This is a genomic window from Nonomuraea sp. B1E8 (assembly GCF_039871515.1).
In the GTDB taxonomy this organism is placed as follows: Bacteria; Actinomycetota; Actinomycetes; order Streptosporangiales; family Streptosporangiaceae; genus Nonomuraea.
On record NZ_JBDPLS010000014.1, the window covers coordinates 77,702 to 100,811 of the forward strand.

Annotated in this window: 25 protein-coding genes, 1 tRNA gene and 1 pseudogene; 12 read left to right on the forward strand and 15 right to left on the reverse strand. The window is 68.9% G+C overall.

Annotation, left to right across the window (positions count from 1 at the left end; genetic code table 11):
* Positions 1-33: 33 nt before the first annotated feature.
* Positions 34-1,335, reverse strand: coding sequence for an MATE family efflux transporter (locus tag ABGA98_RS36285; protein ID WP_347622962.1), 1,302 nt, complete (start codon positions 1,333-1,335; stop codon positions 34-36).
* Between the two features lie 281 nt (positions 1,336-1,616).
* On the opposite strand from ABGA98_RS36285, the gene dnaB reads away from it, so the two are divergent.
* Complete coding sequence (gene dnaB / locus ABGA98_RS36290; protein WP_347622963.1) at positions 1,617-4,475, forward strand: replicative DNA helicase; 2,859 nt, start codon at positions 1,617-1,619, stop codon at positions 4,473-4,475.
* 36 nt (positions 4,476-4,511) lie between these two features.
* Here the strand turns inward: dnaB and ABGA98_RS36295 are convergent, their stop codons facing one another.
* Both ABGA98_RS36295 and ABGA98_RS36300 read right to left on the reverse strand, forming a co-directional pair.
* Entirely contained in the window at positions 4,512-5,684 is a 1,173-nt protein-coding gene (locus tag ABGA98_RS36295; protein WP_347622964.1) for a GDSL-type esterase/lipase family protein, read from the reverse strand.
* 40 nt (positions 5,685-5,724) lie between these two features.
* The gene (locus tag ABGA98_RS36300) at positions 5,725-6,294 is read right to left on the reverse strand and encodes a WHG domain-containing protein (protein WP_347622965.1); all 570 of its coding nucleotides are present in this window, start codon (positions 6,292-6,294) and stop codon (positions 5,725-5,727) included.
* Positions 6,295-6,560: 266 nt separating this feature from the next.
* On the opposite strand from ABGA98_RS36300, the gene ABGA98_RS36305 reads away from it, so the two are divergent.
* Complete coding sequence (locus ABGA98_RS36305) at positions 6,561-7,013, forward strand: universal stress protein (RefSeq protein WP_347622966.1); 453 nt, start codon at positions 6,561-6,563, stop codon at positions 7,011-7,013.
* On the opposite strand, the gene soxR is transcribed toward ABGA98_RS36305, so the two are convergent.
* Complete coding sequence (soxR, locus tag ABGA98_RS36310) at positions 6,982-7,518, reverse strand: redox-sensitive transcriptional activator SoxR (protein ID WP_347622967.1); 537 nt, start codon at positions 7,516-7,518, stop codon at positions 6,982-6,984. The two genes, ABGA98_RS36305 and soxR, sit on opposite strands and share 32 nt — an antisense overlap.
* A 9-nt stretch (positions 7,519-7,527) precedes the next feature.
* Positions 7,528-7,959 (reverse strand): Lrp/AsnC family transcriptional regulator, encoded by a 432-nt coding sequence (locus tag ABGA98_RS36315; RefSeq protein ID WP_347622968.1) that lies wholly within the window; start codon positions 7,957-7,959, stop codon positions 7,528-7,530.
* Positions 7,960-8,015: 56 nt separating this feature from the next.
* Here ABGA98_RS36315 and ABGA98_RS36320 point away from each other — a divergent pair, with 56 nt between their 5' ends.
* The gene (locus tag ABGA98_RS36320) at positions 8,016-8,930 is read left to right on the forward strand and encodes an SMP-30/gluconolactonase/LRE family protein (RefSeq protein WP_347622969.1); all 915 of its coding nucleotides are present in this window, start codon (positions 8,016-8,018) and stop codon (positions 8,928-8,930) included.
* A gap of 2 nt (positions 8,931-8,932) precedes the next feature.
* Here the strand turns inward: ABGA98_RS36320 and ABGA98_RS36325 are convergent, their stop codons facing one another.
* Positions 8,933-9,655 (reverse strand): ABC transporter permease, encoded by a 723-nt coding sequence (locus ABGA98_RS36325; RefSeq protein WP_347623131.1) that lies wholly within the window; start codon positions 9,653-9,655, stop codon positions 8,933-8,935.
* A 5-nt stretch (positions 9,656-9,660) separates the two neighbouring features.
* Entirely contained in the window at positions 9,661-10,566 is a 906-nt protein-coding gene (locus ABGA98_RS36330) for an ABC transporter ATP-binding protein (protein WP_347622970.1), read from the reverse strand.
* A 108-nt stretch (positions 10,567-10,674) separates the two neighbouring features.
* Here ABGA98_RS36330 and ABGA98_RS36335 point away from each other — a divergent pair, with 108 nt between their 5' ends.
* The 3 genes from ABGA98_RS36335 (at position 10,675) to dnaN (ending at position 13,928) form a co-directional block, all read left to right on the forward strand.
* Positions 10,675-12,102, forward strand: coding sequence for a histidine kinase (locus ABGA98_RS36335; protein WP_347622971.1), 1,428 nt, complete (start codon positions 10,675-10,677; stop codon positions 12,100-12,102).
* Positions 12,102-12,755 (forward strand): response regulator transcription factor, encoded by a 654-nt coding sequence (locus ABGA98_RS36340; protein WP_347622972.1) that lies wholly within the window; start codon positions 12,102-12,104, stop codon positions 12,753-12,755. The genes ABGA98_RS36335 and ABGA98_RS36340 overlap by 1 nt, the downstream gene beginning before the upstream one ends.
* A 75-nt stretch (positions 12,756-12,830) precedes the next feature.
* Positions 12,831-13,928, forward strand: a complete 1,098-nt coding sequence (dnaN, locus tag ABGA98_RS36345; RefSeq protein ID WP_347622973.1) for a DNA polymerase III subunit beta — start codon at positions 12,831-12,833, stop codon at positions 13,926-13,928.
* A 14-nt stretch (positions 13,929-13,942) separates the two neighbouring features.
* On the opposite strand, the gene ABGA98_RS36350 is transcribed toward dnaN, so the two are convergent.
* The 5 genes from ABGA98_RS36350 to upp form a co-directional block, all read right to left on the reverse strand.
* Positions 13,943-14,617, reverse strand: a complete 675-nt coding sequence (locus ABGA98_RS36350; protein WP_347622974.1) for a FadR/GntR family transcriptional regulator — start codon at positions 14,615-14,617, stop codon at positions 13,943-13,945.
* A gap of 99 nt (positions 14,618-14,716) precedes the next feature.
* Positions 14,717-16,060 (reverse strand): helix-turn-helix transcriptional regulator, encoded by a 1,344-nt coding sequence (locus ABGA98_RS36355; protein ID WP_347622975.1) that lies wholly within the window; start codon positions 16,058-16,060, stop codon positions 14,717-14,719.
* 96 nt (positions 16,061-16,156) lie between these two features.
* Positions 16,157-16,690 carry a PH domain-containing protein gene (locus ABGA98_RS36360; RefSeq protein WP_347622976.1) on the reverse strand — a complete coding sequence of 178 codons (534 nt, stop codon included), beginning with the start codon at positions 16,688-16,690 and terminating at the stop codon, positions 16,157-16,159.
* Between the two features lie 251 nt (positions 16,691-16,941).
* Complete coding sequence (locus ABGA98_RS36365) at positions 16,942-17,166, reverse strand: hypothetical protein (protein ID WP_347622977.1); 225 nt, start codon at positions 17,164-17,166, stop codon at positions 16,942-16,944.
* A gap of 165 nt (positions 17,167-17,331) precedes the next feature.
* Positions 17,332-17,970, reverse strand: a complete 639-nt coding sequence (upp, locus tag ABGA98_RS36370; RefSeq protein ID WP_347622978.1) for a uracil phosphoribosyltransferase — start codon at positions 17,968-17,970, stop codon at positions 17,332-17,334.
* Positions 17,971-18,142: 172 nt separating this feature from the next.
* Here upp and ABGA98_RS36375 point away from each other — a divergent pair, with 172 nt between their 5' ends.
* The 4 genes from ABGA98_RS36375 (at position 18,143) to ABGA98_RS36390 (ending at position 19,695) form a co-directional block, all read left to right on the forward strand.
* On the forward strand, positions 18,143-18,652 hold the full coding sequence (locus ABGA98_RS36375; RefSeq protein ID WP_347622979.1) for a tRNA adenosine deaminase-associated protein: 510 nt from the start codon (positions 18,143-18,145) through the stop codon (positions 18,650-18,652).
* A 17-nt stretch (positions 18,653-18,669) separates the two neighbouring features.
* Entirely contained in the window at positions 18,670-19,146 is a 477-nt protein-coding gene (locus ABGA98_RS36380; RefSeq protein ID WP_347622980.1) for a tRNA adenosine deaminase-associated protein, read from the forward strand.
* Positions 19,143-19,598 (forward strand): tRNA adenosine(34) deaminase TadA, encoded by a 456-nt coding sequence (gene tadA / locus ABGA98_RS36385; RefSeq protein WP_347622981.1) that lies wholly within the window; start codon positions 19,143-19,145, stop codon positions 19,596-19,598. The genes ABGA98_RS36380 and tadA overlap by 4 nt, the downstream gene beginning before the upstream one ends.
* A gap of 10 nt (positions 19,599-19,608) precedes the next feature.
* A tRNA-Ser gene (locus ABGA98_RS36390) sits at positions 19,609-19,695 on the forward strand.
* Between the two features lie 135 nt (positions 19,696-19,830).
* Here the strand turns inward: ABGA98_RS36390 and ABGA98_RS36395 are convergent.
* On the reverse strand, positions 19,831-20,424 hold the full coding sequence (locus ABGA98_RS36395; protein WP_347622982.1) for a TetR family transcriptional regulator: 594 nt from the start codon (positions 20,422-20,424) through the stop codon (positions 19,831-19,833).
* 87 nt (positions 20,425-20,511) lie between these two features.
* On the opposite strand from ABGA98_RS36395, the gene ABGA98_RS36400 reads away from it, so the two are divergent.
* Both ABGA98_RS36400 and ABGA98_RS36405 read left to right on the forward strand, forming a co-directional pair.
* Positions 20,512-21,726, forward strand: a complete 1,215-nt coding sequence (locus ABGA98_RS36400) for an MFS transporter (protein ID WP_347622983.1) — start codon at positions 20,512-20,514, stop codon at positions 21,724-21,726.
* Positions 21,727-21,737: 11 nt separating this feature from the next.
* A complete protein-coding gene (locus tag ABGA98_RS36405) occupies positions 21,738-22,508 on the forward strand; it encodes a hypothetical protein (RefSeq protein ID WP_347622984.1) in 771 nt (256 codons plus the stop codon).
* 60 nt (positions 22,509-22,568) lie between these two features.
* Here ABGA98_RS36405 and ABGA98_RS36410 read toward each other — a convergent pair.
* Both ABGA98_RS36410 and ABGA98_RS36415 read right to left on the reverse strand, forming a co-directional pair.
* Positions 22,569-22,703: pseudogene (locus ABGA98_RS36410) on the reverse strand (IS5/IS1182 family transposase); the annotation flags it as partial.
* Between the two features lie 62 nt (positions 22,704-22,765).
* On the reverse strand, positions 22,766-23,062 hold the full coding sequence (locus ABGA98_RS36415) for a type II toxin-antitoxin system VapB family antitoxin (protein WP_347622985.1): 297 nt from the start codon (positions 23,060-23,062) through the stop codon (positions 22,766-22,768).
* Between the last annotated feature and the right edge of the window lie 48 nt (positions 23,063-23,110).

Below are 23,110 nucleotides of genomic sequence, written 5' to 3' on the forward strand. Positions count from 1 at the left end.
CTCACCCTGTGGACGACGGCAAGCACGAGCAGGTCACGCCCCGGTCACCAGCCAGGCAGTGCCGGCGGCCCGGCGTACCAGGGTGATCAGGCGCGCGAACATCCACACGCCGAGCGCGCACCAGAGAGCGACCACGCCGAAACCGGCGGCGAGGAGGGCGGCGGGCAGGTAGGCCAGCGTCGTCCACACCCCCGCCCACGCGAGGTAACGCTGGTCGCCCGCGCCGATCAGCACGCCGTCCAGCACGAACACCACCCCGCACACCGGCTGGAACAACGCCACCGGCCACAAGACGGACAGCAGCAGCGCGGTGACCGCGGAGTCGGCGTCGAACAGCCCGGGCAGCAGCGGCCGCGCCGCGATGACGAGCACGCCGAGCACGATGCCCGACCAGGTGCCCCACTGAACCATGCGCCTGGTCGCGGCCCTGGTCGCGGCGACGTCGCCCGCGCCGAGCGAGCGCCCCGTGATGGCCTGCCCCGCGATGGCGATGGCGTCGAGGGCGAAGGCGAGCAGCGTCCACACCTGGGTGGCGATGGCGAACGCGGCCAGCTCGGCCTGGCCCATCCTGGTGGCGACCATGGTGGCCACGAGCAGCACGACTCGCAGGCATGCCGTACGGATGAGCAGCGCGAACCCGGCCGTGCCCGCCTGCCTGAGCCCTTCGAGCCGGGGCGTCAGCGCCGTCCCGAGCCGCAGCGCACCCCTGACCACCACGACGAGGTAGACGGCCGCGCCGAGCGTCTGCGCGAGCACGGTGCCCCAGGCCGACCCGGCGATGCCCCATCCGAGCCCCAGCACGAACCACGCGTTGAGCGCCGCGTTCAGCGCGAACGAGCCCACGGCCACCACCAGCGGCGTGACCGTGTCCTGCAGGCCGCGCAGCACGCCCGTGCCCGCCAGCACGACCAGCATCCCGGGCGCGCCGAGCAGGCTGATCCGCAGGTACGTCACCGCCTGCGCGCTCTGCTCCGGAGCCGCACCGAACACCTCCACGATGGCCGGCGCGAGCGGCCAGCACACGGCGATCAGCGCGACTCCGATGCCCAGCGCCAGCCAGATCCCGTCCACGCCGTTGCGCATGGCCCGGTCGTGGTTGCCGGCGCCCGTCTGCCGGGCCACGGAGGCAGTGGTGCCGTAGGCGAGGAAGACGCACAGGTTGACCAGCGTGGTGAGGACCGCGCCCGCCACGCCCAGTGCGCCCACCGCGGTGGTGCCCAGGCCGTGTCCCACGATGGCGTAGTCGGCCAGCAGGAACAGCGGCTCGGCGACCAGCGCGCCGAACGCGGGCACGGCCAGCCGCAGGATCTCCCGGTCTCTGGAGGTAATGGGCATTAGTCCATTATGGGCCTTACACGGCATGTCGGGGAAACTTTCTTCCCTCCACAGTCGGTGGACGGTCTTTTCCCAGCTCAGGACGGTCTCCGTCGAAACCCGAAAGAGTTATCCCCAGCCCCGTCCACAGGCCTTTCACAGGCTGGGGGCGATAGTGCACAGGTTGACCACAAGGTTGTCCACAGGCCACGTTGCCGACTGACCGCGACTCCGCGAAACTGTCAGACCGGTCGACTACAAGTGGGGGTGGTGCGACCGCCTGCGAGGTGCGAGGGGGCGCGGTGAGCATTGACGAAGAGACCGGTGGCGCAGGTCCAGGCTTCGAGCGCACCCCACCGCACAACATCGACGCGGAGCAGTCGGTGCTCGGCGGCATGCTCCTGTCGAAAGACGCCATCGCCGACGTCGTCGAGATCCTGCGTTCCGACGACTTCTACCGCCCCGCGCACCAGATGGTCTACGACGTCATCACCGACCTCTACGGCCGGGGCGAGCCCGCCGACGCGGTCACCGTCTTCGACGAGCTGCAGAAACGCGGCGAGATGGCCAGGGTCGGCGGCGCCGCCTACCTCCACACCCTCACGGCCGTCGTCCCCACCGCCGCCAACGCCGGCTACTACGCCAAGATCGTCCGGGAGCAGGCCATCCTCCGCCGCCTCATCGAGGCCGGCACCCGCATCGTCTCCTACGGCTACGGCGGCCAGAACGAAGAGGTCGACGACCTCGTCGACCGCGCCCAGGCCGAAATCTACAAGGTCACCGAGCGCCGCACGTCCGAGGACTACGCACCGCTGGCCGACATCATGCCCGGCGCCCTCGACGAACTGGAGGCCATCGGCAGCCGTGGCGGCCAGATGGTCGGCGTGCCCACCGGCTTCCAGGACCTCGACCAGCTCACCAACGGCCTCCACCCCGGCCAGATGATCGTCGTGGCCGCCCGCCCGGCCATCGGAAAGGCGCTCGCGCTCGACACCCCGCTGCCCACGCCTACGGGCTGGACGACGATGGGTGAGGTCAAGGTCGGCGATCAGCTGATCGGAGCCGACGGACGCCCGACGCGGGTGGTCGCCGCAACGGACATCATCTACGCCCGGCCGTGCTATGAGGTGGAGTTCGGCGACGGCACCGTGATCGTCGCGGACGCTCAGCATCAGTGGCGCACCACCACCCGCGCGTCCAGGCGGGCCGCGCACGCCGGCCGAGCTCTCTACTGGTCCGACGCAGCGGTACGGCGGGTGGAAGAAGCCTGCCAGTCGGCTTGTACCGAGCCCGACAAGCCGGTCACTCACCGCGAAGCGCTTGCGCTCGTGGGGGAGGAATTCCGCCACGTCCTGCACACGGTGCAGAAGGGGATCCGGTCCGTCGGCAAGATTCCTGCCCGCGTGGGCGGGCCGATCCGCACCGACTACGTACGACACCTCCCGGCCTATCCGGCGGCGGAGCTTTTCGGAGCCCTCTACGCACGCGTCACGACGCCGAAGAACGCAGCCCTGACGGCAGAGCACAAGAGCGTGGTCACCACTGAGGAGATCGCGGCTTCGTTGCGCTGTACGTCTGACAACCGGCCCAACCACGCGGTGGCGGTCGCGGCGCCCTTCGACCTCGCGCCACAGGAGGTGCCGCTGCCGCCGTACGCGCTCGGGGTCTGGCTCGGTGACGGCGAGAGCGCGGCGGCACGCTTCACCACGACCGACCCGGAGATCATCGCTAATCTGAGGGCCGAAGGGCTGCGCATCACGCGAGCGGGCTCCACCATCACCTATCGCATGAGTCTTCCCGAGCCGGAGCCCGCCGGCGTCCGTGCCTGCGTGGTGTGCGGTTCCACGTTCGTGCCGCGGACTGCCGAGGTGCGCACGTGCGGCCGCACCTGTGGAGGCGAGGCGCGATTCGTCGCGGCGCCCGTGGCGGCACCGACGTGTCCTGATTGTGGTAGGCCTACGAGCGGCCTGCGACGTTGTCAGGAGTGCCACAGGAGTCATGGCACCGTTCAGGGCATTCTGCGTACGCTCGGAGTCCTCCGTGACAAGCACATCCCGCAGGTCTACCTGCGTGGGTCGGAGCAGCAGAGGCGTGAACTGCTGGCCGGCCTGCTCGACACTGACGGTTATGTCAGCGCAGCGGGGCAGATCCAGCTCGCGCTGACGAACCGAAGGCTCGCCCATGACGCCCTCGAGCTCATCCTGAGCCTCGGCTATAAGGCCACCATGCGGACGAAGCCGGTCAAGGGCAGGACCGAGGACTCCTCCACCTGCTACATGATCAACTTCACCACTCCTGACAAGGTCTTCCGGCTGTCCCGCAAGGCGTCCGGGCAGGTCGGCGCCGCACACCCGACCACGCTGGTCCGCTACATCGTCGACGTCCGCCCTGTCCCATCGCGTCCCGTCCGATGCGTTGAAGTGGACAACGCCGACCACATGTACCTTGTGAGCAGATCATGTATACCGACGCACAACAGCACGCTCGGTCTGGATTTCGCCCGGTCTGCGGCTATTAAGCATGGGATGACCACGGTCATCTTCTCGCTGGAGATGTCCCGCAACGAGATCACCATGCGCCTGCTGTCCGCCGAGGCCCGCGTGGCACTGCACGCCATGCGCTCCGGCATGATGGGCGACGACGACTGGACCCGCCTGGCCCGCCGGATGAGCGAGGTGGCGGAGGCGCCGCTGTTCATCGACGACTCGCCCAACATGTCGATGATGGAGATCCGGGCCAAGTGCCGGCGGCTCAAGCAGCGTAACGACCTGAGGTTCGTGGTCATCGACTACCTCCAGCTGATGAGCTCGCCGAAGAGGGTCGAGAGCCGCCAGAACGAAGTCTCCGAGATCTCCCGTGCCATCAAGCTGCTTGCCAAGGAGCTCGAGGTCCCCGTCATCGCGATCTCCCAGCTCAACCGAGGCCCCGAACAACGCACCGACAAACGCCCTCAAGTGAGCGATCTGCGCGAAAGTGGTTCTATCGAGCAGGATGCCGACATGGTGATCCTTTTGCATCGGGAGGACGCTTACGAGCGTGAGTCGCCCAGGGCGGGCGAGGCCGACCTGATCGTGGCCAAGCACCGTAACGGCCCCACCGCCACCGTGACGGTGGCGTTCCAGGGTCACTACAGCCGGTTCGTCGACATGGCCCAGCACTAGCGGCTTGCCAAGGGCCGCGCGGCCGGGCCGGTGCCGTCAGCCGGTCTTCGCGGCGAAGGGGCCGCCGTCGCCGAAGACCAGGCGCGCGAAGTTCTCGCCGATGCGGCGGTGCCCTGCGGGATCGGGGTGGATCTCGTCGGGCAGCGGGAATTCGGCGTAGTCGCTCTCGCCGTAAAGGGCACGGCCGTCGAGGTAGTGCAGGTTCGGGTCGTCGGCCGTACGTTGTTCGACGATCTGCGCGAGTTCGTCGCGGACGACGTTCAGTGTCAGGCGCCCGGCGGCGCGCTCGGCCGGGTCGCCCGTGGCCTTGAACCGCAGGGTCACGCCGTCGTAGTCGGGCGCGAGCGGGCCGGGGGTGTCCTCCTGGACCGGACACAGGATGGGGGAGACGACCAGCAGCGGAGTGGTCGGATGCCCCTCGCGGATGGTGTCGAGGAAGCCGTGGACCGCGGGGGTGAAGGCGCGCAGCCGCATGACGTCGCCGTTGACGACATTGATGCCGAGCTTGACGCTGATCAGGTCGGCGGGGGTGTCGCGCATCGCGCGGGCGGTGAACGGGTCCAGCAGCGCGCTGCCACCGAACCCCAGGTTGACCAGCTCCGCTTCGCCCCGGGCGGCTGCCAGGGCCGGCCAGGTCGCGGTCGGGTGGGCGGCGTTCGAGCCGTGGCTGATGGAGCTGCCATGGTGCAGCCACACCCTGCGCCCGCTGTCTCGCGCCGGCTCGACCGGGGCGTCGGTGCGCAAGGCGATCAGCTCGGTGATCTCCGTATGCGGGAGCCAGATCTCGACGTCCTTGTCACCTGCCGGCAGATCGGTGAACCGGGCGGTGCCGGCGGGCCCTTCACGCACCTCGGCGGACTGGGTGACCATGTCGGTGATCGTACGGACGCGGCCGCCGGCCACCGTGGCCTGTGCGGCGAGGTGTCCCTCGACCAGCAGGTCGTACACGCCGTCGGCAGGGGGCGGGAACCCGTGGAAGACCCGCTTGGTGGGCAGGGTGTCCAGTTCGATCGTGGTGGCGCGGGTGCGGAGGGCCAACCGTACGCCGGAGGGCTGCGCCTCGGCCATGGCCAGCCGGTCGTCGGGGATCTGCCGGCGCGCGCGGGCGGGCAGCCGATGCGGCAGCAGGCCGTGCGCGGTCGTCTCCACGTCGAGGAAGCCGCGCAACAGGTCCGCGGTGACCGGCGTGGTGATCCAATCGGTGATCATTGTCTCCACCATTCTGGGAAGAGTTCGTCAGCGGTGTGGGTCAGGACGCGGCCCGGTTACGTAGCAGGGCGTCGAGGGAGTCCAGGATCCAGGCCCAGGACTCCTGTGTGCCGACGGGAGTGTGGCTGAAGCCGCCGGCCATCTCCAGGCTGACGTAGCCGTGGAAGACGCTGCCCAGCATCCGGACCGCGTGTGTCTGGTCCGGCTCGGTCAGGTCGTAGCCGCGCAGGATCGCCCGCGTCATCTGCGAGTGCCGTACGCCGGCGCTGGCGGCCGCCGTCTCGGGGTCGAGCCGGAGCCGGGCGGCGGCGTAGCGGCCGGGGTGTTCGCGTGCGTAGTCGCGGTAGGCGTCCGCGAATGCGGCCAGGGCGTCCTTGCCGGCACGTCCGGCGAGGGCGGCGGCCACCCGGTCGGCGAGTTCTTCCAGGGCGAACAGGGCGATTCTGGTCTTGAGCTCCTGGGAGTTCTTCACGTGCGAGTAGAGGCTCGCGACCTTGACGTCGAACCGCCGGGCGAGCTCCGAAACGGTCACCTGGTCGAAGCCGACCTCGTCGGCCAGTTCCGCCCCCGCCCGGGTCAGGCGTTCGGGGGTCAGCCCTGCTCTCACCATAAGCCTCCTCCTTTCTGCCGACAACTATAAGGCATTTGCCTAATAGCCTTAGGCAACTGATCCAGGCACGCGGGCGCCGCACGGCCGGAGGCGGCCGGTCACACCGCCGGGATGAGTCCTCCGTCCACCCGGAATTGGGCGCCCGTCCGTCCGTGACGGTGTGACCAAGCAGACACCGGGCCCCGGAATGGCGCCTGATCGCTTCGGTGCTTCACCGGTGGAGCTTCGGTGCTCTGCTGAAAGAGCGAAGCGAAGGGAAGAACACCATGACCATCCTCGTCGCCTACGACGGCTCTGCCGACTCGCGCGCCGCCATCGAGTTCGCGGCCGAACACCTGACCGCCGAGCCCACCGTCGTGGTCACGGTGTGGGAGCCGCTGCTCGTTCAGATCAAGAGATATCCGCTGGCCGCGGCGGCGTTCGACGCGGGCGCCGAGGACGCGGCCCACGCCCAGGCCGAGCAGCACGCCAAGGAGGGGGCCGAGTTGGCGATCGCGGGCGGGATGTCCGACGTCACCTATCGGGCGGTGGCCGACAACGAGTCGATCTGGAAGAAGATCGTGGACGTGGCGGACGAGATCGACGCCTCGCTCATCGTCACCGGCTCGCGCGGCCTGGCCGGGGTCAGATCGGTGCTGCTCGGCAGCGTCTCCAACCACGTGTTGCACCACGCGGGCCGGCCCACGCTCATCGTCCCCCCGCGGAAGGAGCCGTCGTAGCAGCACCTGTGTCGGCGGGCGGGGCGCAGCACAGCGTCCGGGGAGGGCACAGCCGGGTGTCGATGCGCCGGGCGCCCGGCCCTTCGTCGCCCAGCCGATCGTACGGGTTGGCCACCGGGCACCGGTCCAGCGACAGGCAGCCGCACCCGATGCACTCGGTGAGGTCGTCGCGCAGCCGCTGCAACTGCTCGATGCGGTCGTCGAGCTCGCCGCGCCAGGCGGCCGACAACCTCGCCCAGTCGTCGCGGGTGGGGGTGCGCTCGTCGGGCAGCCGGCTGAGCGCGTCCTTGATGGTCTTCAGGGGGATGCCGATGCGCTGCGCCAGCCTGATGAAGGCGACCCTGCGCAGGCTGTCGCGGGTGTAGCGGCGCTGGTTTCCGGACGTACGGCGGCTCGTGATGAGGCCCTTGGACTCGTAGAAGTGCAGGGCGGAGACGGCGACGCCACTGCGCTCGGCGAGCTGGCCTACGGTGAGCTCTCGTGTGTTCCAGGCGACCTTCGTCATACCTGGAGTTTACTTGAGGGTCCGTTCGAAGAGGGTCTGCAGGACGACGACCGTCTGCGTGCCCGTCACCCCGTCCACCTGGAAAACCTGACGCAGCAGGTCCTGCAGCTCCTTGGGCCCGCTCGTACGCACCTTGAGCAGCACCGACGCGGGCCCCGCGATGACGTGCGCCTCCTCGATCTCCGGGATCGCGGCCAGCCTGTCACCGCTGTCGCCCATCCACGTGTTGCCGTCGACCAGCACGTACGCGGTCACCGTTCGCCCGAGCGTCTCCTGGTCGACCTCGATCGTCGTGCGCCTGATGACGCCGCGCTCGCGCAGCTTGCGCACGCGTTCGTGCGCGGCGCCGCTGGACAGCCCCACCGCCTTGCCGAGCATCGCGTACGACCGCGTCGCGTCGTCCTGGAGCAGGCCGATCAGCATCCTGTCGATATTGTCCACGACAAGATGATATATCGTGGTTCGTCGGAAGGTCTGAACTACGTATGGTGGATGACATGACGGACACGATCCCCACTGAGTTCGAGGTGCTCGACGAGCGGTTCGCCGCCGTCGGAGGAGACGACAGGGTCGAACGCCTCCACACCGGCACCCGCTGGGCGGAGGGCCCGGTCTACTTCCCGGCCGGCCGGTTCCTCGTCTGGAGCGACATCCCCAACGAACGCATGCTCCGCTGGGACGAGACGACGGGCGTGGTCGGAGTCTTCCGGCAACCGTCCGGCTACTCCAACGGCAACACCCTCGACCGCGAGGGCCGGTTGATCACCTGCGAGCACGGCAACCGCCGGGTCACCCGTACCGAGCACGACGGCTCGATCACGGTGATCGCCGACCGCTGGCAGGGCAGGCGGTTCAACAGCCCCAACGACGCGGTCGTGCGCTCCGACGGCTCCGTCTGGTTCACCGACCCGCCGTACGGCATCCTCAGCGACTACGAGGGCCACGCGGCCGAGCAGGAGATCGACGGCTGCCACGTCTATCGCGCGGATCCGGTGACGGGCGAGGTCCGCGTCGTGGCCGACGACTTCGTCCGGCCCAACGGCCTGGCCTTCTCCCTGGACGAGAGCCGGCTCTACGTCGCCGACACGCGGGCCAGGCACGTACGCGTGTTCGACGTGCGCGACGATGGCTCCCTCGCGGGCGGCGGGGTGTTCGCCCAGGGCACCGAGAACGACAACTTCGACGGGATCCGGCTCGACAACACCGGCCGCGTCTGGACCGCGGCCGGCAAGGCGGTGCTCTGCTACGACCCCGACGGCACGCTGATCGGCCGCCTCAGGCTGCCCGAGTTCACCGCCAACCTGGTGTTCGGCGGGCCCAAGCGCAACCGCATGTTCATCACGGCCTCGACCTCGCTCTACTCGCTGATGAGCAACGTGACCGGCGCGCCGCCCGTCTGGGCCGCGCGCTAGCCTCACTCCCACCGGAAGAGCCGTACGGCCAGCCCACCGAAGATCACGAGCCCGGCGGCCACCACCGCGAGGTGCCCGAGCTCGGGAGGCTGTCCGGCCCAGGCGTCCTTGAGCGCCTGGGCGAACGGTCCCGCCACGGAGAAGTCGCTGACGGTGCGCAGCGCGTCCGGCATGATGTCGCGCGGCACCCACATCCCGCCCAGGAACATCAGCGGGAACATCACCACGGCCCCGATGCCGGGAGCGGTCTTGCCGTTCGGCGCGAGGGCGGCGATCACCAGCCCGATGGCCAAAAGCGCGGCGCTGCCGAGCAGGAACACGAGGACGAAGACCGCCGGCTGCCCCGGCAGCGGCGAGCCGAACACCACGGCCGCGGCCGTGATGAGGATGGCCGCGGACACCACGCCGACGACCAGGTTGATCAGCAGTTGCACGCCGAGCAGCCGCACCGGATGCACGGGCGTGGTGGACATCCGCCTGAGCACGCCCCGCTCGCGGTAGGTGGTGAGCACCGCGGGCAGGATGTTGCAGGCGAGCGTGAGCAGTGCGAGCAGCGTCATCATGCTGGGCATCTGGGTGTCCATCGGCCGCTCGCCCGACGCGTTCGCCTCAGTCATGAACGGGATGCTGAGGCCCAGTACGAGCAGGAGGGCGACCGGCAGCCCGATGGTGAACAACAACGACGGCCAGTCACGCAGGTAGAGCCTGGTCTCCACGATCAGCATCTTCTTCACGTGAGCTTCCTTCCGGTGAGCGCGAGGAACGCGTCGTCGAGTGTGGCCTGCTCGATACGCAGGTCTCCGGGCACGATCTGCTGCTGGGCGAGGGCCAGGGTGACGGTGGGGGCGAGGTTGCCGGAGCCGGTCACCACGATCTGGTCGCCGCTCCTGGTGACCCCGCGCACTTCGGGCAGGGCGAGCAGCACGGCGTCGTCGACGGGAGCGGACGGCCGGAACTTCACCCGCTGCTCGTCGCCCACCTGCGCGATGAGCCCCGACGGCGTGTCGGTCGCGGCGACCTTGCCGGCGTCGATGAGCGCGAGCCGGTCGCAGAGGCGTTCGGCCTCCTCCATGAAGTGGGTGACGAGCACGATCGTCACCCCGGAATCGCGTACCTGCTCGACGAGCTCCCAGGTGTCTCTGCGGGCCTGCGGGTCGAGCCCCGTCGTCAGCTCGTCGAGCACCGCCACGCGCGGCCTGCCCACCAGCGCGAGCGCGACCGACAGCCGCTGGCGCTGCCCGCCGGAGAGCTGCTTGAACAGGGTGTCGCGCTTGCCGCCCAGCCCGACCCGCTCGATCAGCTCGGACCAGTCCGCGGGGTCGGGGTAGTAGGAGGCGTAGAGGTCCATGGCCTCCCGCACCTTGATTTTCTCCGGCAGCTCGGCGCTCTGCAGCTGCATGCCCAGCACCCGACGCAGCTCGATCCGGTCACGCTGGGGGTCGAGCCCGGCCACCTGTACGGTGCCGCCGTCCGGCGCCCGCAGGCCCGCGACGCACTCCACCGTCGTGGTCTTCCCTGCGCCGTTCGGGCCGAGAATGCCGAAGATCTCGCCCTCCGCAACCTCGAAGGACACGTCCTCGACCGCCACGTGGTTCGGATACTGCTTGCGCAGGTTCCTGACCTCGATGATTTTCATGCCATCGACGCTAGAAAGCCGTGGTCCGCCGGGGAATCCGGGTGGATGCCCGCCAAGGGTGTACTTAGATGCAGTGACCCTGGCGCGGCGTTGCCCCAGACTGGAGGCATGCTTCGAAGCTTCGGCCGGATTCTGGTGCTTCTCGCGCTTCTTGTCCTCGAGGTGCCCGCGATCCCGCTGGCCGGGCTCATGATGCTGCTGACGTTCGGCCTGGGCATGGTCTTCCTGTTCCCGTGGCAGATCATGATGGTCCGGCGCCTGGCGGAGCTGAACCGGCGGCTGATGCGCAGGTGGACGGACATCGAGATCGAGCCCCCGTACCTGCCGGAACCGCCGCCCCCGGTGCCGCAGTCCGACGGCATGTACCGTTCCGACCGCACCCTCTACAAGACGCCACGGATCCCGGCGTGGAACAACCGCTGGAAGTGGCTGCTGTCCGACCCGGGCTCGTGGCGGGACCTGCTCTGGCTGGTGCTCGACGTGGTGGTGAAGCCGCTGCTGGTGCCGCTGTTCATCGTGCTTCCCGCGCGCGGGCTGCGCCTCTACGCGCAGTGGAGCGAGCTGCTGCTCGGCGCGACCACCGCCAGCCGCCTGGCGGGCCAGGTGAGCCATCTCAAGCGCACCCGCAACCTGGCCAACGACTCCCAGGCGGCCGAGATGCGCAGGATCGAGCGCGACCTGCACGACGGCACGCAGGCCAGGCTGGTGGCCATCGGCATGACGCTGGGCGCCGTCGAGGAGCTGGTCGACAAGGACCCCACGGCGGCCAAAGCGCTGCTGGCCAAGGCCAGGGACGCCTCCTCCGAGACGCTGACGGAGCTGCGCCAGGTCATCCGGGGCATCCACCCGCCGGTGCTGGCCGAGCGCGGGCTGGCCGACGCCGTCCGCGCGCTCGCCATGGACAGCCCGATGGACGTCACGGTGGACGTCGACCTGCCCCACCGGCCCGACGCGCCGGTGGAGGCGGCGGTCTACTTCGCGGTCAGCGAGCTGCTCTCCAACGCGGCGAGGCACGGCAACGCCCGCAAGGTGACGGTCGACGTCAGCGCCAACGGCCCTCACCTGCGCATCTCGGTCACCGACGACGGCATGGGCGGTGCCGACCCGTCGAAGGGCACCGGCCTTTCCGGCATCGAACGCCGGCTGGCCGCCTTCGACGGCGTGCTCGCCCTGAACAGCCCGCCGGGCGGGCCCACCACCGTGACGATGGAGATGCCCCGGGTGCTGCCCGAGCACTGGGCAGGCGACCTGCACAAGATGCCGCGCTGGAAGACGGTGGCGGTCGTCGTGTTGTGGGCGACGGCCTGGTGCCCGACGATGCCGCAGGGGGTCGTGGCGGGCGTCTTCAAGGCTCTGGGCGCCGAGCAGAAGTCCTGGTTCCTCGCGCTGTACATGCCGGAGTTCTGGCAGTGGCCTACGATCTTCGGCATGATCACGGTGGGCATCGTCATGCACGTCCTGGCCATCCGCATCCCGGCCGCCCACAACCGTGAGCGCTTGCTCGCCGGCACGCCGGCGGCCAAGGTGTTGTGCTGATGAAGAACCGCGTGCTCGTCGCCGAAGACCTCTACCTGCTCAGAGATGGGCTGGTCCACCTGCTCCAGGCTCACGGCTTCATGGTCGTCGCGGCCGTGGAGAGCGGGCCCGAACTGCTCAAGGGCCTGGTGGAGCTGCGCCCCGACGTCTCGATCGTCGACGTACGCCTGCCGCCCACCTTCACCGACGAAGGGCTGAAGGCGGCGCTGGCAGCCAGGGAGAAGGTGCCCGGCCTGCCGATCCTCGTGCTGTCCCAGCACGTCGAGCAGCTCTACGCCCGCGAGCTGCTGGCCGACGGCTCGGGCGGGATCGGCTACCTGCTGAAGGACCGCGTCTTCAACGCCGAGCAGTTCGTCGACGCCGTACGCCGGGTCGCCGAGGGCGGCACGGCCATGGACCCCGAGGTGATCGCCAAGCTGTTGGCCAGCAACGCCAGGGACGAGCCGCTGGCGGCGCTGACGCCCCGCGAGCGCGAGGTGCTGGAGGCCATGGCCGAGGGCCGGTCCAACGCGGCCATCTCCCAGCGCCTCTACCTCAGCGAGAGCGCCGTGGCCAAGCACACGGCCTCCATCTTCGGCAAGCTCGGCCTGGCGCCGTCCGACGACGACAACCGGCGGGTGCTGGCCGTGCTCGCCTACCTCAACAGCCGTTAGCCTCGCCGCCCGCCGCGAGTTGTCGGTCGTAGCGGCTATTTTCGTAGGGGCACGGCGACGAAGAGGTGGTAACAGGTGAAGATCCGGGTTAACCGCGATGTTTTGGCAGATGCGGTGGCGTGGGCCGCCCGAGTCCTGCCCAGCCGCCCTGTGGTGCCCGTCCTGTCCGGGTTGCTGCTGGAGGCGGGTGACGAGCTCACCCTGTCCGCGTTCGACTACGACGTCTCCGCGCGGGCCGCGGTCGAGGCCGACGTGGCCGAGACGGGCAGCGTGCTGATCCCCGGCCGGTTGCTGGCCGAGATCAGCCGGAGCCTGCCCGCCGACGATGTCGAGATCGTCACCGAAGGCGCCGAGGCGGTGCTGACCTGCGGCAGCGCCGAGTTCGGGCTGATCACGATGCCGGTCGAGGATTTCCCGACCGTGCCGGCCATGCCGCCGAGCGTCGGAGCGATCAGTGGCGTCGTGTTCGCCTCCGCCGTCGGGCAGGTCGCGCCGGCGGCCAGCCGCGACGACACGCTGCCCATGCTCACCGGCATCAGGGTCGACATCGAGGGCGAGTCGGTGGCGATGGCGGCGACCGACCGCTATCGCATCGCCGCCCGCGGCTTCACCTGGCGCCCGGTCGCCTCCGACGTCGCCGTCTCCGCGATGGTGCCGGCGCGGGTGCTGGTCGAGGTGGCCAAGTCGCTGCGCGGCGGCGAGGTGTCGGTCTCGATGGGCGACGGGGTCGCCGGGTTCGAGAGCGTCGGCCGCAGCACGACCGTGCGCCTGCTCGACGAGCAGTTCATCGACTATCGCGCGAGGCTGACCAACGACTGGTCGATCAGGGCCGACGTGGCCGTGGCGCCGTTCGTCAACGCGATCAAGCGGGTGGCGCTGGTGGCCGAGCGCAACACCGCGGTCCGGCTGTCGTTCAGCCAGGGCCAGGTGCTCATCCAGGCCGGCGGCGGCGACATCGGGCGCGGCACCGAGGTCGTCGAGTGCGAGTTGCGCGGCGACGACATCCAGATCGCCTTCCAGTCGCAGTTCCTGCTCGACGGGCTGACCGGCATCGAGAGCGAGCTGGCGCGCATCAACATGGAGTCGCCCACCAGGCCCGCCCTCATCCAGGACGTGCCCGGCGACGCCGAGCCCGCCTTCCGCTACCTCGTCATGTCGCTGCGCCAGTCATGACCCTCGCCTGACGTTCAGGCTTCGGTCAGGGCGATGAGGATGTGCTCCATGCAGGCGTGCCCGGCCCGCTCGGCGGCGGAGGCGTCGCCGGCGGCGATGGCCCTGGCGATCGCGTCGTGGGGGATATAGCTCTTGTTCAGCGACGTGCCCGCGGCCGTGATGCTGGCCCGCAGCGCCGCCGAGAAGTCCTCGTAGAGGTCGATCAGCACCAGGTTGTGCGTGGCGTGCGCGACCGCCATGTGGAAGGCCAGGTCGGCCTCCACGAAGAGGTCGGGGTCGTCCAGTTCCCAGGCCCGGTCGCGCTCGGCCAGCGCCGCCTCGATGCGCTCGATGTCCTCATCAGTGCGCCGCGTGGCGGCCAGGCGCGCCGATTCGACCTCGAGCGCGCGGCGCACCTCGAAGATCTCGAGCTGCTCGGCCTGGCGCAACCGCCGCAACATCGCGCCGGACAGCTCGCTGGTGGCCCGGACGTAGGTGCCGTCGCCCTGGCGGCATTCGAGCAGCCCAGCGTGCGTGAGCGCGCGTACGGCCTCCCGAACGGTGTTGCGGCCAACACCGAGCTGCTCAGCGAGCACCGTCTCGGTAGGGATCTTGCCGTTCATCGGCCACGTCCCTGAGGTGATCTGCTCCTTGAGCTGATCGATCACCTGGTCGACGAGCGAAGCTCGCTGCGCCGTACGCAGACTCACAGTCCGCCTCCTCCGGGAAACCAATCATCCTATGAGTGAATGACTGGTAGACCCTAATTATTCCAGACTCGAAAAGCCAAATCTGGAGCTCCCGGAGGTTCAGCGAGAAACCGTGGCGTCGACCGTCACCCCCGCCATGGCGGAGCGGACTCCGGCCGATTCGAGAGCCTTATGGTAGGCCGCGGTCTGCTGGGTCACGGATCCGATCCTGCCGTAGAGGTCGCCCAGTTCGCGCCAGCAGCGTGCGGCCTGCCGATCGGAGCCGAACACCGGCCGGTCGAGCCCGGCGAGCAGTTCCTGCGCGTCGTGTACGTGGGCCGCGGCGTCGCCGCCCAGGTCGAGCGCGACGGTGGCCAGCACGAGGTGCGCCTCGGCGGCAGTCGTGCCGGAACGGTCGTGCGACAGCCCGAGGGCCACCGTGGCGAGCTCTCCGGCGCGCGCCGGGTCGCCGGCCCGCAGCCGGACCCGCGCGTGCACGACAAGGCTCTCGCCGTGCTCGCGGGTCGTGCCGGGGAAGGCGGCGAACGCCTCGGAGGCGGCCGTGGCGAGCCGCTCGGCCTCGTCGATGTCCGCCGTGGGCAGCCGCGACCAGTGCATGGCGGCCCGCGCGAGCTGCAGTGCCAGCCGTGTCTCGCGCCCGGCCATGATCGCGTCGTCGGCCAGGCTGACGGCCAGCGCGGAGTCCTCGCCCGCGGCGGCGGCCGAGCTCGCCTCCCACAGCGCCCTGATCTCTCCGGAACGGTCCACAACCCGTGGGACCCCGGTCGCGTCGAGCACGCTCTTGACGTAGTCGAGCTCGGGGGAGTCGTCTTCGCGCTCGCTGCGCGACTCCACCAGGGCGGTGGCCAGGTCGATGGCGACCTCACCCTGGGTGATGGACAGCCGCTCGGCCTGCCGCAGCGCGGAGACCGCCAGGTCGTGGGCGCGCAGCCGGTCGCCCGCCCGCTGGTAGCAGCGGCTCAGCGAGATGGCGAGCGGCAGATCGGCCAGCCGCTCGGGGTGGGCCGACGCCTCCCTGCGCAGGCGCTCGAAGGCCTCGACGGCCTGGCCGAGCCGGCCCTGCGCCTCCAGAGCGCGCGCCCTGCCGAAGCGGGCGTGCGCGGTCAGCATGGCGTTTTCCTCGTCGGCCGCCTTCACGATCTCCGTGAAACGGTCGGCGGCTGTGGACGGGTCGCCGTGCTGCAACTCCAGCTCAGCGTGGCGCAGCCCCAGCTCGGTGTCGATCCGCTGACGGGGCTCGATCCCGTGCAGCAGGAACTCGGTCGTGCAGCCGAGTCGCTCGGCGAGCAGCCGGGCCACGACAGGAGTCGGCGTGCGCTTGCCCGACTCTATGAGCGAGACATAACTGTCAGACAGGTCGGGCCCGGCCAGTTGGGCCTGGGACATCCGCCTGTTCAGCCGCAGTCCTCGGACGCGGTCACCGATGGTTCCCTGACTCGGCATCTCATCTCTCAAGGCGGGGAAGGGTCAACAACACGCAATGATTGCATGAAGTAGCCGAATCGGGTATCCCCACATGAAGAATTCCCCGCAGGGAGATTAATCGTCGCTGTCGTCCTTGCCCGGGAAAAGCATCTGACAGACCTCGAGGTAGAGGGTCTCTGGATACGGAATGTACTCGACCGTTGACAGTGCCTGGTCCTGACCTGCCGACTCCAGGATGAACTCACCGTAACCGAGCATGCGCCCAAGCAGAGATCTTTGGAAGCTCATGTCGGTGACCTTGCCCAGGGGCATCATCGCGACCTTGCGGGTGATGAGCCCGGTGGTCAGCAACATTCGTGTGGACGTCACCACAAAGTAATCGACCGACCACTCTGCCACTTTCCATACGAAACGGATCAGCAGCAGGAGCCACAGCCACCAGACGACGACGAGCGCCGTGCCACCCGCCTCGGCGCCGCCGAAGAAGCTGCTGAGCAACCCGGCGACGACCAGGCCGCCGAAGACCTCGGCGACAGGACGGAGCAGGATGGCAGGGTGCCGCCGCACCATGAGGACCTGTTGTTCGTGGGGGAGGAGGTAGCGGTTGACCGACGACGGAGCGGAGTCCCCGTGGGTCACAAGTCTCATGCGAGGCTGTTCACGAATTGGGCCAGCGAGTCGGCCGCGTTGAACACCGTGTCGAACGCTCCTCTCACCGCGTCCGCGGCGTCAGCTGGTCGCGCGAACAGGTAGTACGCGACAAATGCGATACCACCGTATGTGAGGACTTTTTTGACCTGCACTGTCGCCTCCGTGCCACTTACCCACTCCACCCACCGTCTACATTACCCACCCGGGTGCCCGGGTAAAGGTAACTTGGCGGGTATGTTCGGATCTTGCTAACCACGTTCGCTGGCCACCAGGGCCAGCACGTGAAGGTGCTTACGCGCGATGCGCTCCACGAGGCTGGGATGGGCGTAGCCAGTGACCTCCAGCGCGCCGTAGTGCGCTGCTTCGACACAGCGCGTTACGGTGGTCGAGGAATGGATGCCGGCGAACTCGTCGCGCAGCAGCGCCTCCACCTCCGCGTACGGAGTCGGATCGGCCTTGGTGTGATCGTTCACGAGAACACCTCGGCACTGGGCATGTCGCTCATCGTGCTCCCCCACGCGCAATGCGGAAGTTGCCTTCCTGTCTCTTCGTACCCACTCAACCACAGTATGTAACGAAGTGACGACTCCGCGTGACGGAGAAAGGACTTTTCGCGACAGTGCTTCTGCTCACACCGCTCAGACCACGCCGTAGAGCCGGTCGCCGGCGTCGCCGAGACCCGGCACGATGTAGCCGTTGTCGTTGAGTCGTTCGTCGAGCGCGGCGGTCACCACGCGGATCGGCTTGCCGGAGCTGGCGAACACCTTGTCCATGTGGGCCAGGCCCTCGGGCGCGGCCAGCAGGCAGATGGCAGTGACGTCGACGGCTCCCCTGTCGAAGAGGAACTGCACGGCCGCCGCCAGCGTGCCGCCGGTGGCGAGCATGGGGTCGACCACGAAGCACTGCCGCCCGGACAGGTCGTCGGGCAACCGCGTGGCATAGGTCTCCGCCTGCAGCGTCGACTCGTTGCGGATCATGCCGAGGAACCCGACCTCGGCCGTCGGCAGCAGCCGGGTCATGCCGTCGAGCATGCCGAGCCCCGCGCGCAGGATGGGCACGACCAGCGGGTGCGGCTTGGCCAGCCGGACGCCGTGGGCGGGGGAGACGGGCGTGTCGACCGTGACGTCGGTGACGCGCACGTCGCGGGTGGCCTCGTACGCGAGCAGCGTCACCAGCTCGTCGGCGAGCCTGCGGAACGTCGGCGAGTCGGTGCGGACATCACGCAGCGCGGTCAGCTTGTGTGCCACGAGCGGATGGTCGACGACGAGGGTTTCCATAGAGGACCACGCTATCTCGTGACGGCCGGGGGCGCAGATCGTGCTGCGTACGGCCGCTCACCTCATCGGTTTTGATCACAATTTGGTCGGAGAGGCACACGGCCGGTGGCCGACTCTGGAACCATGAGGTGTTGGTGATATCTGTCGTGTCAGAGGTCGGGTGGAGATGGCGATGACAGACGAAGACGCTCTCGACTTCGCCATCGTGGTTTATCGCGAGGACGATCGCTGGGACGCCGGGCTGTTGCCCAGCACGCTCACGTCTGATCTGAAAGGGCTGATCCACGCCCTCAGGCAGCAGCCCAGCGAGAGCAGCACGATCGGCCTGGTCGCCGTGGGCGACGAGTTCTTCGTGGCGCTGCGGGTCCTGGGCGAGCGGGTCGAGGTGTTCCTGTCCGACATCGCCGCCTCGTGGGACTTCCCGCTGGCGGAGCAGGTGCTCGACTACCTCGACGTGCCCGTCCCCGACGAGGAGGAGCTCGACGAGATCCTCCAGGACGAGGAGACCGTGCTTCCCGCAGGAGATCTGTCGATCTTCGCCGATCTCGGGTTGGACGAGATGGAGCTGGGCATTCTCTCCGGCGACATTGACCTGCTGCCCGAAGACGTGTTGTCCAGCATCGCCGCCCGGCTCGGCTTCTCCGAGCCGTTCGAGCGTGCCATCGAATCAGTCTTCGGCTGACCCCCTGGAGCGCGGATATGGCGTCCAACACCTTCTCTGCGGCTTTTGTCAGGACCTCCGATGGTTGGAGTGGCGCCGAGGTCGATCTGGATGACGCCGAGATCGTCGACGACTTCGGCGACGCCGTCATGGAGACGCTGGGGCTCACGGGCGACGAGCTGGCCCTGCTCTGCGTCGAGGTGGAGGACGAGTGGTTCGCCCTCGTCCGCTACCGCGGCGTCGACGAGCCGCGCGTCTTCCTGTCCGACGTGCACGCGGTCGTCTCCCACCGCCTGGGCGAGCTCTTCGCCGAGTTCGCCGGCGTGGTTCCGGAAAAGGAGGGCAGCGGCCTCGGCGTGCGCCCTGCCGGCGACTTCGAGCTGCTCAGCGACCTCGGGCTGAGTTCGGAAGAGCTGCTGGAGCTGAGTGTGGAAGAGGGCATGTTGCCCGCCGACATCCTGTCGGTGATCGCCGAGCGGCTGTCGTTCGCCGACGAGCTCGACCGGCTGCGGTGACCCACGAGGAGGCCATGCGCCTGGCCCTGGCGGAGGCCGCCACGGCCGGCGACAGGGGAGAGATCCCCGTGGGGGCCGTCGTGCTCGACCAGTTCGGCGAGGTCCTGGCCGCGGCGGGCAACGACCGCGAGTCGTCCGCCGACCCGACCGCCCACGCCGAGGTGCTCGCGCTCCGCCGGGCCGCCGCCCGCCGCGGCCAGTGGCGGCTGACCGGCTGCACGCTCGTGGTGACCCTCGAGCCCTGCACGATGTGCGCGGGCGCCGCGGTGCTGGCGCGGGTCGACAGAATCGTGTACGGCGCCGTCGACGAGAAGGGCGGCGCCGTGGGCTCGCTCTGGGACGTCGTACGCGATCGCCGGCTCAACCACCGGCCCGAGGTCGTCATGGGGGTCCTGGCCGCCGAGTGCTCCGCCGTACTAAAGCGGTTCTTCGCTACCCGCAGGATCCGGTAAGCTCGTTCGCGGTGGTGTCGCCTAGTGGCCGAGGGCGCACGCCTCGAAAGCGTGTGATGGGGCAACTCATCCGTGGGTTCAAATCCCACCACCACCGCCGCTCAGTTGGGCCTCCGACCTGGATGAACAGGTCGGAGGCCTTTCGTTTTCCAAGATCATGGGGGCATGTTTCGACACCCTGCTCGCCGCAGCCATGTTCACCGTCGCGGTCGGGCAGGCCGTCGCTGCGGGATCACAGTGACGTGGGAGTGGCCAGCTTCATGGCGGCGCGCATGAGCGCTTCCCTGGCTGTTTCCTGGGTCGCCGGATCGTCGGCATGCATCATGCGCGCCATCTGCGGAACCGCGTACCACCAGCCTGCGAGGGCCAGGATGAGGAAGGCCAGGTCGGGGCCTGGCATGTCGTCGCTGATCAGGTGCGCCTGCTGGGCTCGGGTGAAAGCCGCAACCTTGGTGCGGTAGTAGGCAGTGCGGGAATCCTCGTCGGGCACTTCCGGCAGATCAAGCAGGCCCTCCCACAACAGCAGCCGGGTCAGCTCAGGGTGCTCTGCGTGGTAGTCGTACACCGCGCCGGCGTACGCGGCGACGGCTTCCGGTCCATCCAGGTCGTTCAGCGGCACGGCCGCCGCGACTTTGTTCAGTTCGTCCGCGAGCACGGTGGCGAACAGCCGGGATTTGTCGCCGAAGTAGGTGTACAAGCGCTCCTTGTTGATCCCCGCCCGGCGGGCTATGCGCTCCATGGTGGTGCCGCCGAGGCCGTGAGCGGCGAACTCGGCGACTGCGGACTCCTTGAGCCTGCGTTTGGTCTCGGCGGTGTTCCAGGCCATGCCTGCCAGCATATCCAACGCTTGCGTTGCAAATCCTTGACGGGACGCTAGGATGGATTTCCAACCACAACGTTGGAGTTGGAAACTATGTCCACCCTCGTGAACACGCCGCCGCCCACAGCGGAGCGGGCCGTGCGGGCAGGCACCATCCCTCTTCTCGTCGCCACCGCGCTCGTCGTACTCGTTCAGCTCTACGTGGCCATCCCGCTTCACCAGTCCGTGGCCGCCGACCTCGGGTCCGCCGACGTTACGACCGCGCTGGCCGCCGGTTACTCATTCGCCTACGCACTGGGGTTCCTAATCTACGGGCCGCTGTCGGACCACTACGGTCGCCGCCGAATTCTCGTCTCCGGCCTCGCGGCTCTCACGGTCGCCACGTTCGCCGTGAGCCTTGCCCCCTCAACGGGTGCCCTCGCCGTCCTGCGAGTCCTGCAGGGCCTGGCAGCGGCCACGTTCGCGCCGACCGCCCTGGCGTACCTGGGTGAGGCGCTGCCCCGTCCACGGCGCGCCACCGCGATCGGCGCCATCTCGGTGGCCTTCCTCACCGCGGGAATCATCGGACAACTGGCCGCCACCGCCATCGCCGCCGCCGCAGGCTGGCGCGGCACGTTCTCAACCGGCGGCATCCTGCTCGCCGCCCTCACCCTCGCGGCCTTTGTCATCATCCGCGAACCCCACGCCGACCGGACCCATCAGCCTCTCCCGGCACGCTACGCCGGTCTCCTCCGGCTCGCCCTCCGGCCCCGTTCCCTGTTCCTCGCGCTCGGACATCTGGTCGTGCTGGGCGGTTTCGTCGGGATGTACAACCTGCTCGGCACGCATCTGACCTCGGCCGGTTTTTCCGCCACCGAGATCATGCTCGCCCGCGCCGCCGCCCTGCCCGCGATGCTCTGCTCGCTCCTCGCCGGGCCACTGGCCGCACGCCTCGGTCCGGCGCGTGCCGCGCTCACCGGCTTCATCCTCGCGGCCGTGGGACTGGCGGCCGAGTCCGTACTGGCCGACGCCCTCACAGGTCTCCTCGCCGCCAGCGTTGTTTTCGTCGCCGGCGTCGCCGTACTCGTCCCCACAATGATCACGCTGTGGGGCGAAGCCACGCACCCCGCCCGAGGCGCCGGGATGGCCGTCAACGGGTTCGTCCTTTTCGTCGGAGCCGCTCTGGGCTCCTACGCCATCGAGCTGCGGGGAGGTTTCGGCGGCGCGCTCGGCGTCATGGCCGGGCTGTACGTCGCCGCAGGCGCCATCGTCTACGCGGCCTGTGCCATGAAGGCCGCCACCCAGAGAACCGCCCGTATCGCCACGTGAGGAGTCACTCCATGCCTCGTCCGAACTCCATCGTCCTTTCCGGGGTCGCCCTCGCGGTCCTCGCCACCTCCGGAGCCACCTACACCGCAACCACCCGCGACGAGATCCCGCCGGCGGCCGCCGAGCCCAGAACCGGCCGACAAGCGATGACCATGCCGACCGCCACCGAACCTCGGGACGCTGACGTCAACGGTGCCCAGCGCTTGGAGGCCGGCGCGCTGAACGGTACCGGTCTACGCATCCCCCACGGGTGGGAGATCGTCAGGGTGCGCCGGGAACGGCACGACGACCGTGATGTCGCCGTGATCCGTCACCAACCCGACGGTTACCGCCTCAGCGGCCCTCACACCAGCCTCGTCCTCGACGCCGACGGCACGATTCTCGGATTCACCCGCCTCCAGGGCGACGATCATCGCCCGCTCCCCCACGCACGTCGCGCCGAGGAGATCGCTCTGCGCTTTCTGCGGGAAGTGGCGCCCGACCATGCCGATGGGCTCACCGTCAACTGGGTCGCGCAACACGATGAGACCGTGACCCGGCCCGACGGCGCCACCGAAAGGATCTCCGGGATGAAGGTGAAGACGCGTCACGACAACGGCCTCTACACCTGGGTCATCGTCGGCCCCGACGAGACCGTGCTGACCTATGAGCGCGACATCACCTGGGACTCCGGGCGAGGACGCCGAGGCACCCAGATGTGGCTCCACGACTCCTGGATCGCCGCCTACGAGGGAACCGGCCCGCAACCCGCCTCCCCGTACGCTCTAGGTCGTGTTCCATAAGGCATTGAGCCAGTGGTTGATCGCAGCGATGATGACGACGGCTTCGCAGCGTACGACGAGCTTGTCGTAGCGGGTTGCCATGCCGCGGTTGCCTTTGAGCAGGTCGATGCCGCACTTCACAGCGTGCCGCAACCGGTGGAACGCGGGGTCGAAGGCCGGCGGGCGGCCTCCCTTCGGCCCCTTGGCTCGTCGGTCTGGTCCGCTTCCGTCCGGGAGGGGCTCTCACGCGTGTCCGCGCACCGCAGCGCGGGCCGCGCTCATTCGGGCAGCTCGAGGACCCTGGCGTGCAGGATCGATCGTTGGTGGAGCGCGGTGCGCAACGCGCGGTGCAGGCCGTCCTCCAGATAGAGCTCGCCTTGCCACTGCACCACGTGCGGGAAGAGATCACCATAGAACGTGGAGTCGGCGGCGAGCAGCGAATGCAGGTCCAGCATGGCCTTCGTGGTGATCAACGAGTCGAGCCGGACCTGCCGTGGCGGGATCTGCGCCCACTCTCGGGGCGTCAAACCGTGTTCGGGATAAGGGCGTCCGTCGCCGACAAGCTTGAAGATCACCCCCCTGATTTTATGAGAGAATCCGAATCCTCGCGTTATCCGCGGTGT

Excerpts from the sequence above, each read along its gene's own strand:
- ABGA98_RS36285 (WP_347622962.1), bottom strand. The coding sequence starts at position 1,335 with ATGCCCATTACCTCCAGAGACCGGGAGATCCTGCGGCTGGCCGTGCCC.
- ABGA98_RS36295 (WP_347622964.1), bottom strand. The coding sequence starts at position 5,684 with ATGATCACCGATTGGATCACCACGCCGGTCACCGCGGACCTGTTGCGC.
- ABGA98_RS36300 (WP_347622965.1), bottom strand. The coding sequence starts at position 6,294 with ATGGTGAGAGCAGGGCTGACCCCCGAACGCCTGACCCGGGCGGGGGCG.
- ABGA98_RS36305 (WP_347622966.1), top strand. The coding sequence starts at position 6,561 with ATGACCATCCTCGTCGCCTACGACGGCTCTGCCGACTCGCGCGCCGCC.
- soxR (WP_347622967.1), bottom strand. The coding sequence starts at position 7,518 with ATGACGAAGGTCGCCTGGAACACACGAGAGCTCACCGTAGGCCAGCTC.
- ABGA98_RS36320 (WP_347622969.1), top strand. The coding sequence starts at position 8,016 with ATGACGGACACGATCCCCACTGAGTTCGAGGTGCTCGACGAGCGGTTC.
- ABGA98_RS36325 (WP_347623131.1), bottom strand. The coding sequence starts at position 9,655 with ATGCTGATCGTGGAGACCAGGCTCTACCTGCGTGACTGGCCGTCGTTG.
- ABGA98_RS36330 (WP_347622970.1), bottom strand. The coding sequence starts at position 10,566 with ATGAAAATCATCGAGGTCAGGAACCTGCGCAAGCAGTATCCGAACCAC.
- ABGA98_RS36335 (WP_347622971.1), top strand. The coding sequence starts at position 10,675 with ATGCTTCGAAGCTTCGGCCGGATTCTGGTGCTTCTCGCGCTTCTTGTC.
- ABGA98_RS36340 (WP_347622972.1), top strand. The coding sequence starts at position 12,102 with ATGAAGAACCGCGTGCTCGTCGCCGAAGACCTCTACCTGCTCAGAGAT.
- ABGA98_RS36355 (WP_347622975.1), bottom strand. The coding sequence starts at position 16,060 with ATGCCGAGTCAGGGAACCATCGGTGACCGCGTCCGAGGACTGCGGCTG.
- ABGA98_RS36360 (WP_347622976.1), bottom strand. The coding sequence starts at position 16,690 with ATGAGACTTGTGACCCACGGGGACTCCGCTCCGTCGTCGGTCAACCGC.
- upp (WP_347622978.1), bottom strand. The coding sequence starts at position 17,970 with ATGGAAACCCTCGTCGTCGACCATCCGCTCGTGGCACACAAGCTGACC.
- ABGA98_RS36375 (WP_347622979.1), top strand. The coding sequence starts at position 18,143 with ATGACAGACGAAGACGCTCTCGACTTCGCCATCGTGGTTTATCGCGAG.
- ABGA98_RS36380 (WP_347622980.1), top strand. The coding sequence starts at position 18,670 with ATGGCGTCCAACACCTTCTCTGCGGCTTTTGTCAGGACCTCCGATGGT.
- ABGA98_RS36395 (WP_347622982.1), bottom strand. The coding sequence starts at position 20,424 with ATGGCCTGGAACACCGCCGAGACCAAACGCAGGCTCAAGGAGTCCGCA.
- ABGA98_RS36400 (WP_347622983.1), top strand. The coding sequence starts at position 20,512 with ATGTCCACCCTCGTGAACACGCCGCCGCCCACAGCGGAGCGGGCCGTG.
- ABGA98_RS36405 (WP_347622984.1), top strand. The coding sequence starts at position 21,738 with ATGCCTCGTCCGAACTCCATCGTCCTTTCCGGGGTCGCCCTCGCGGTC.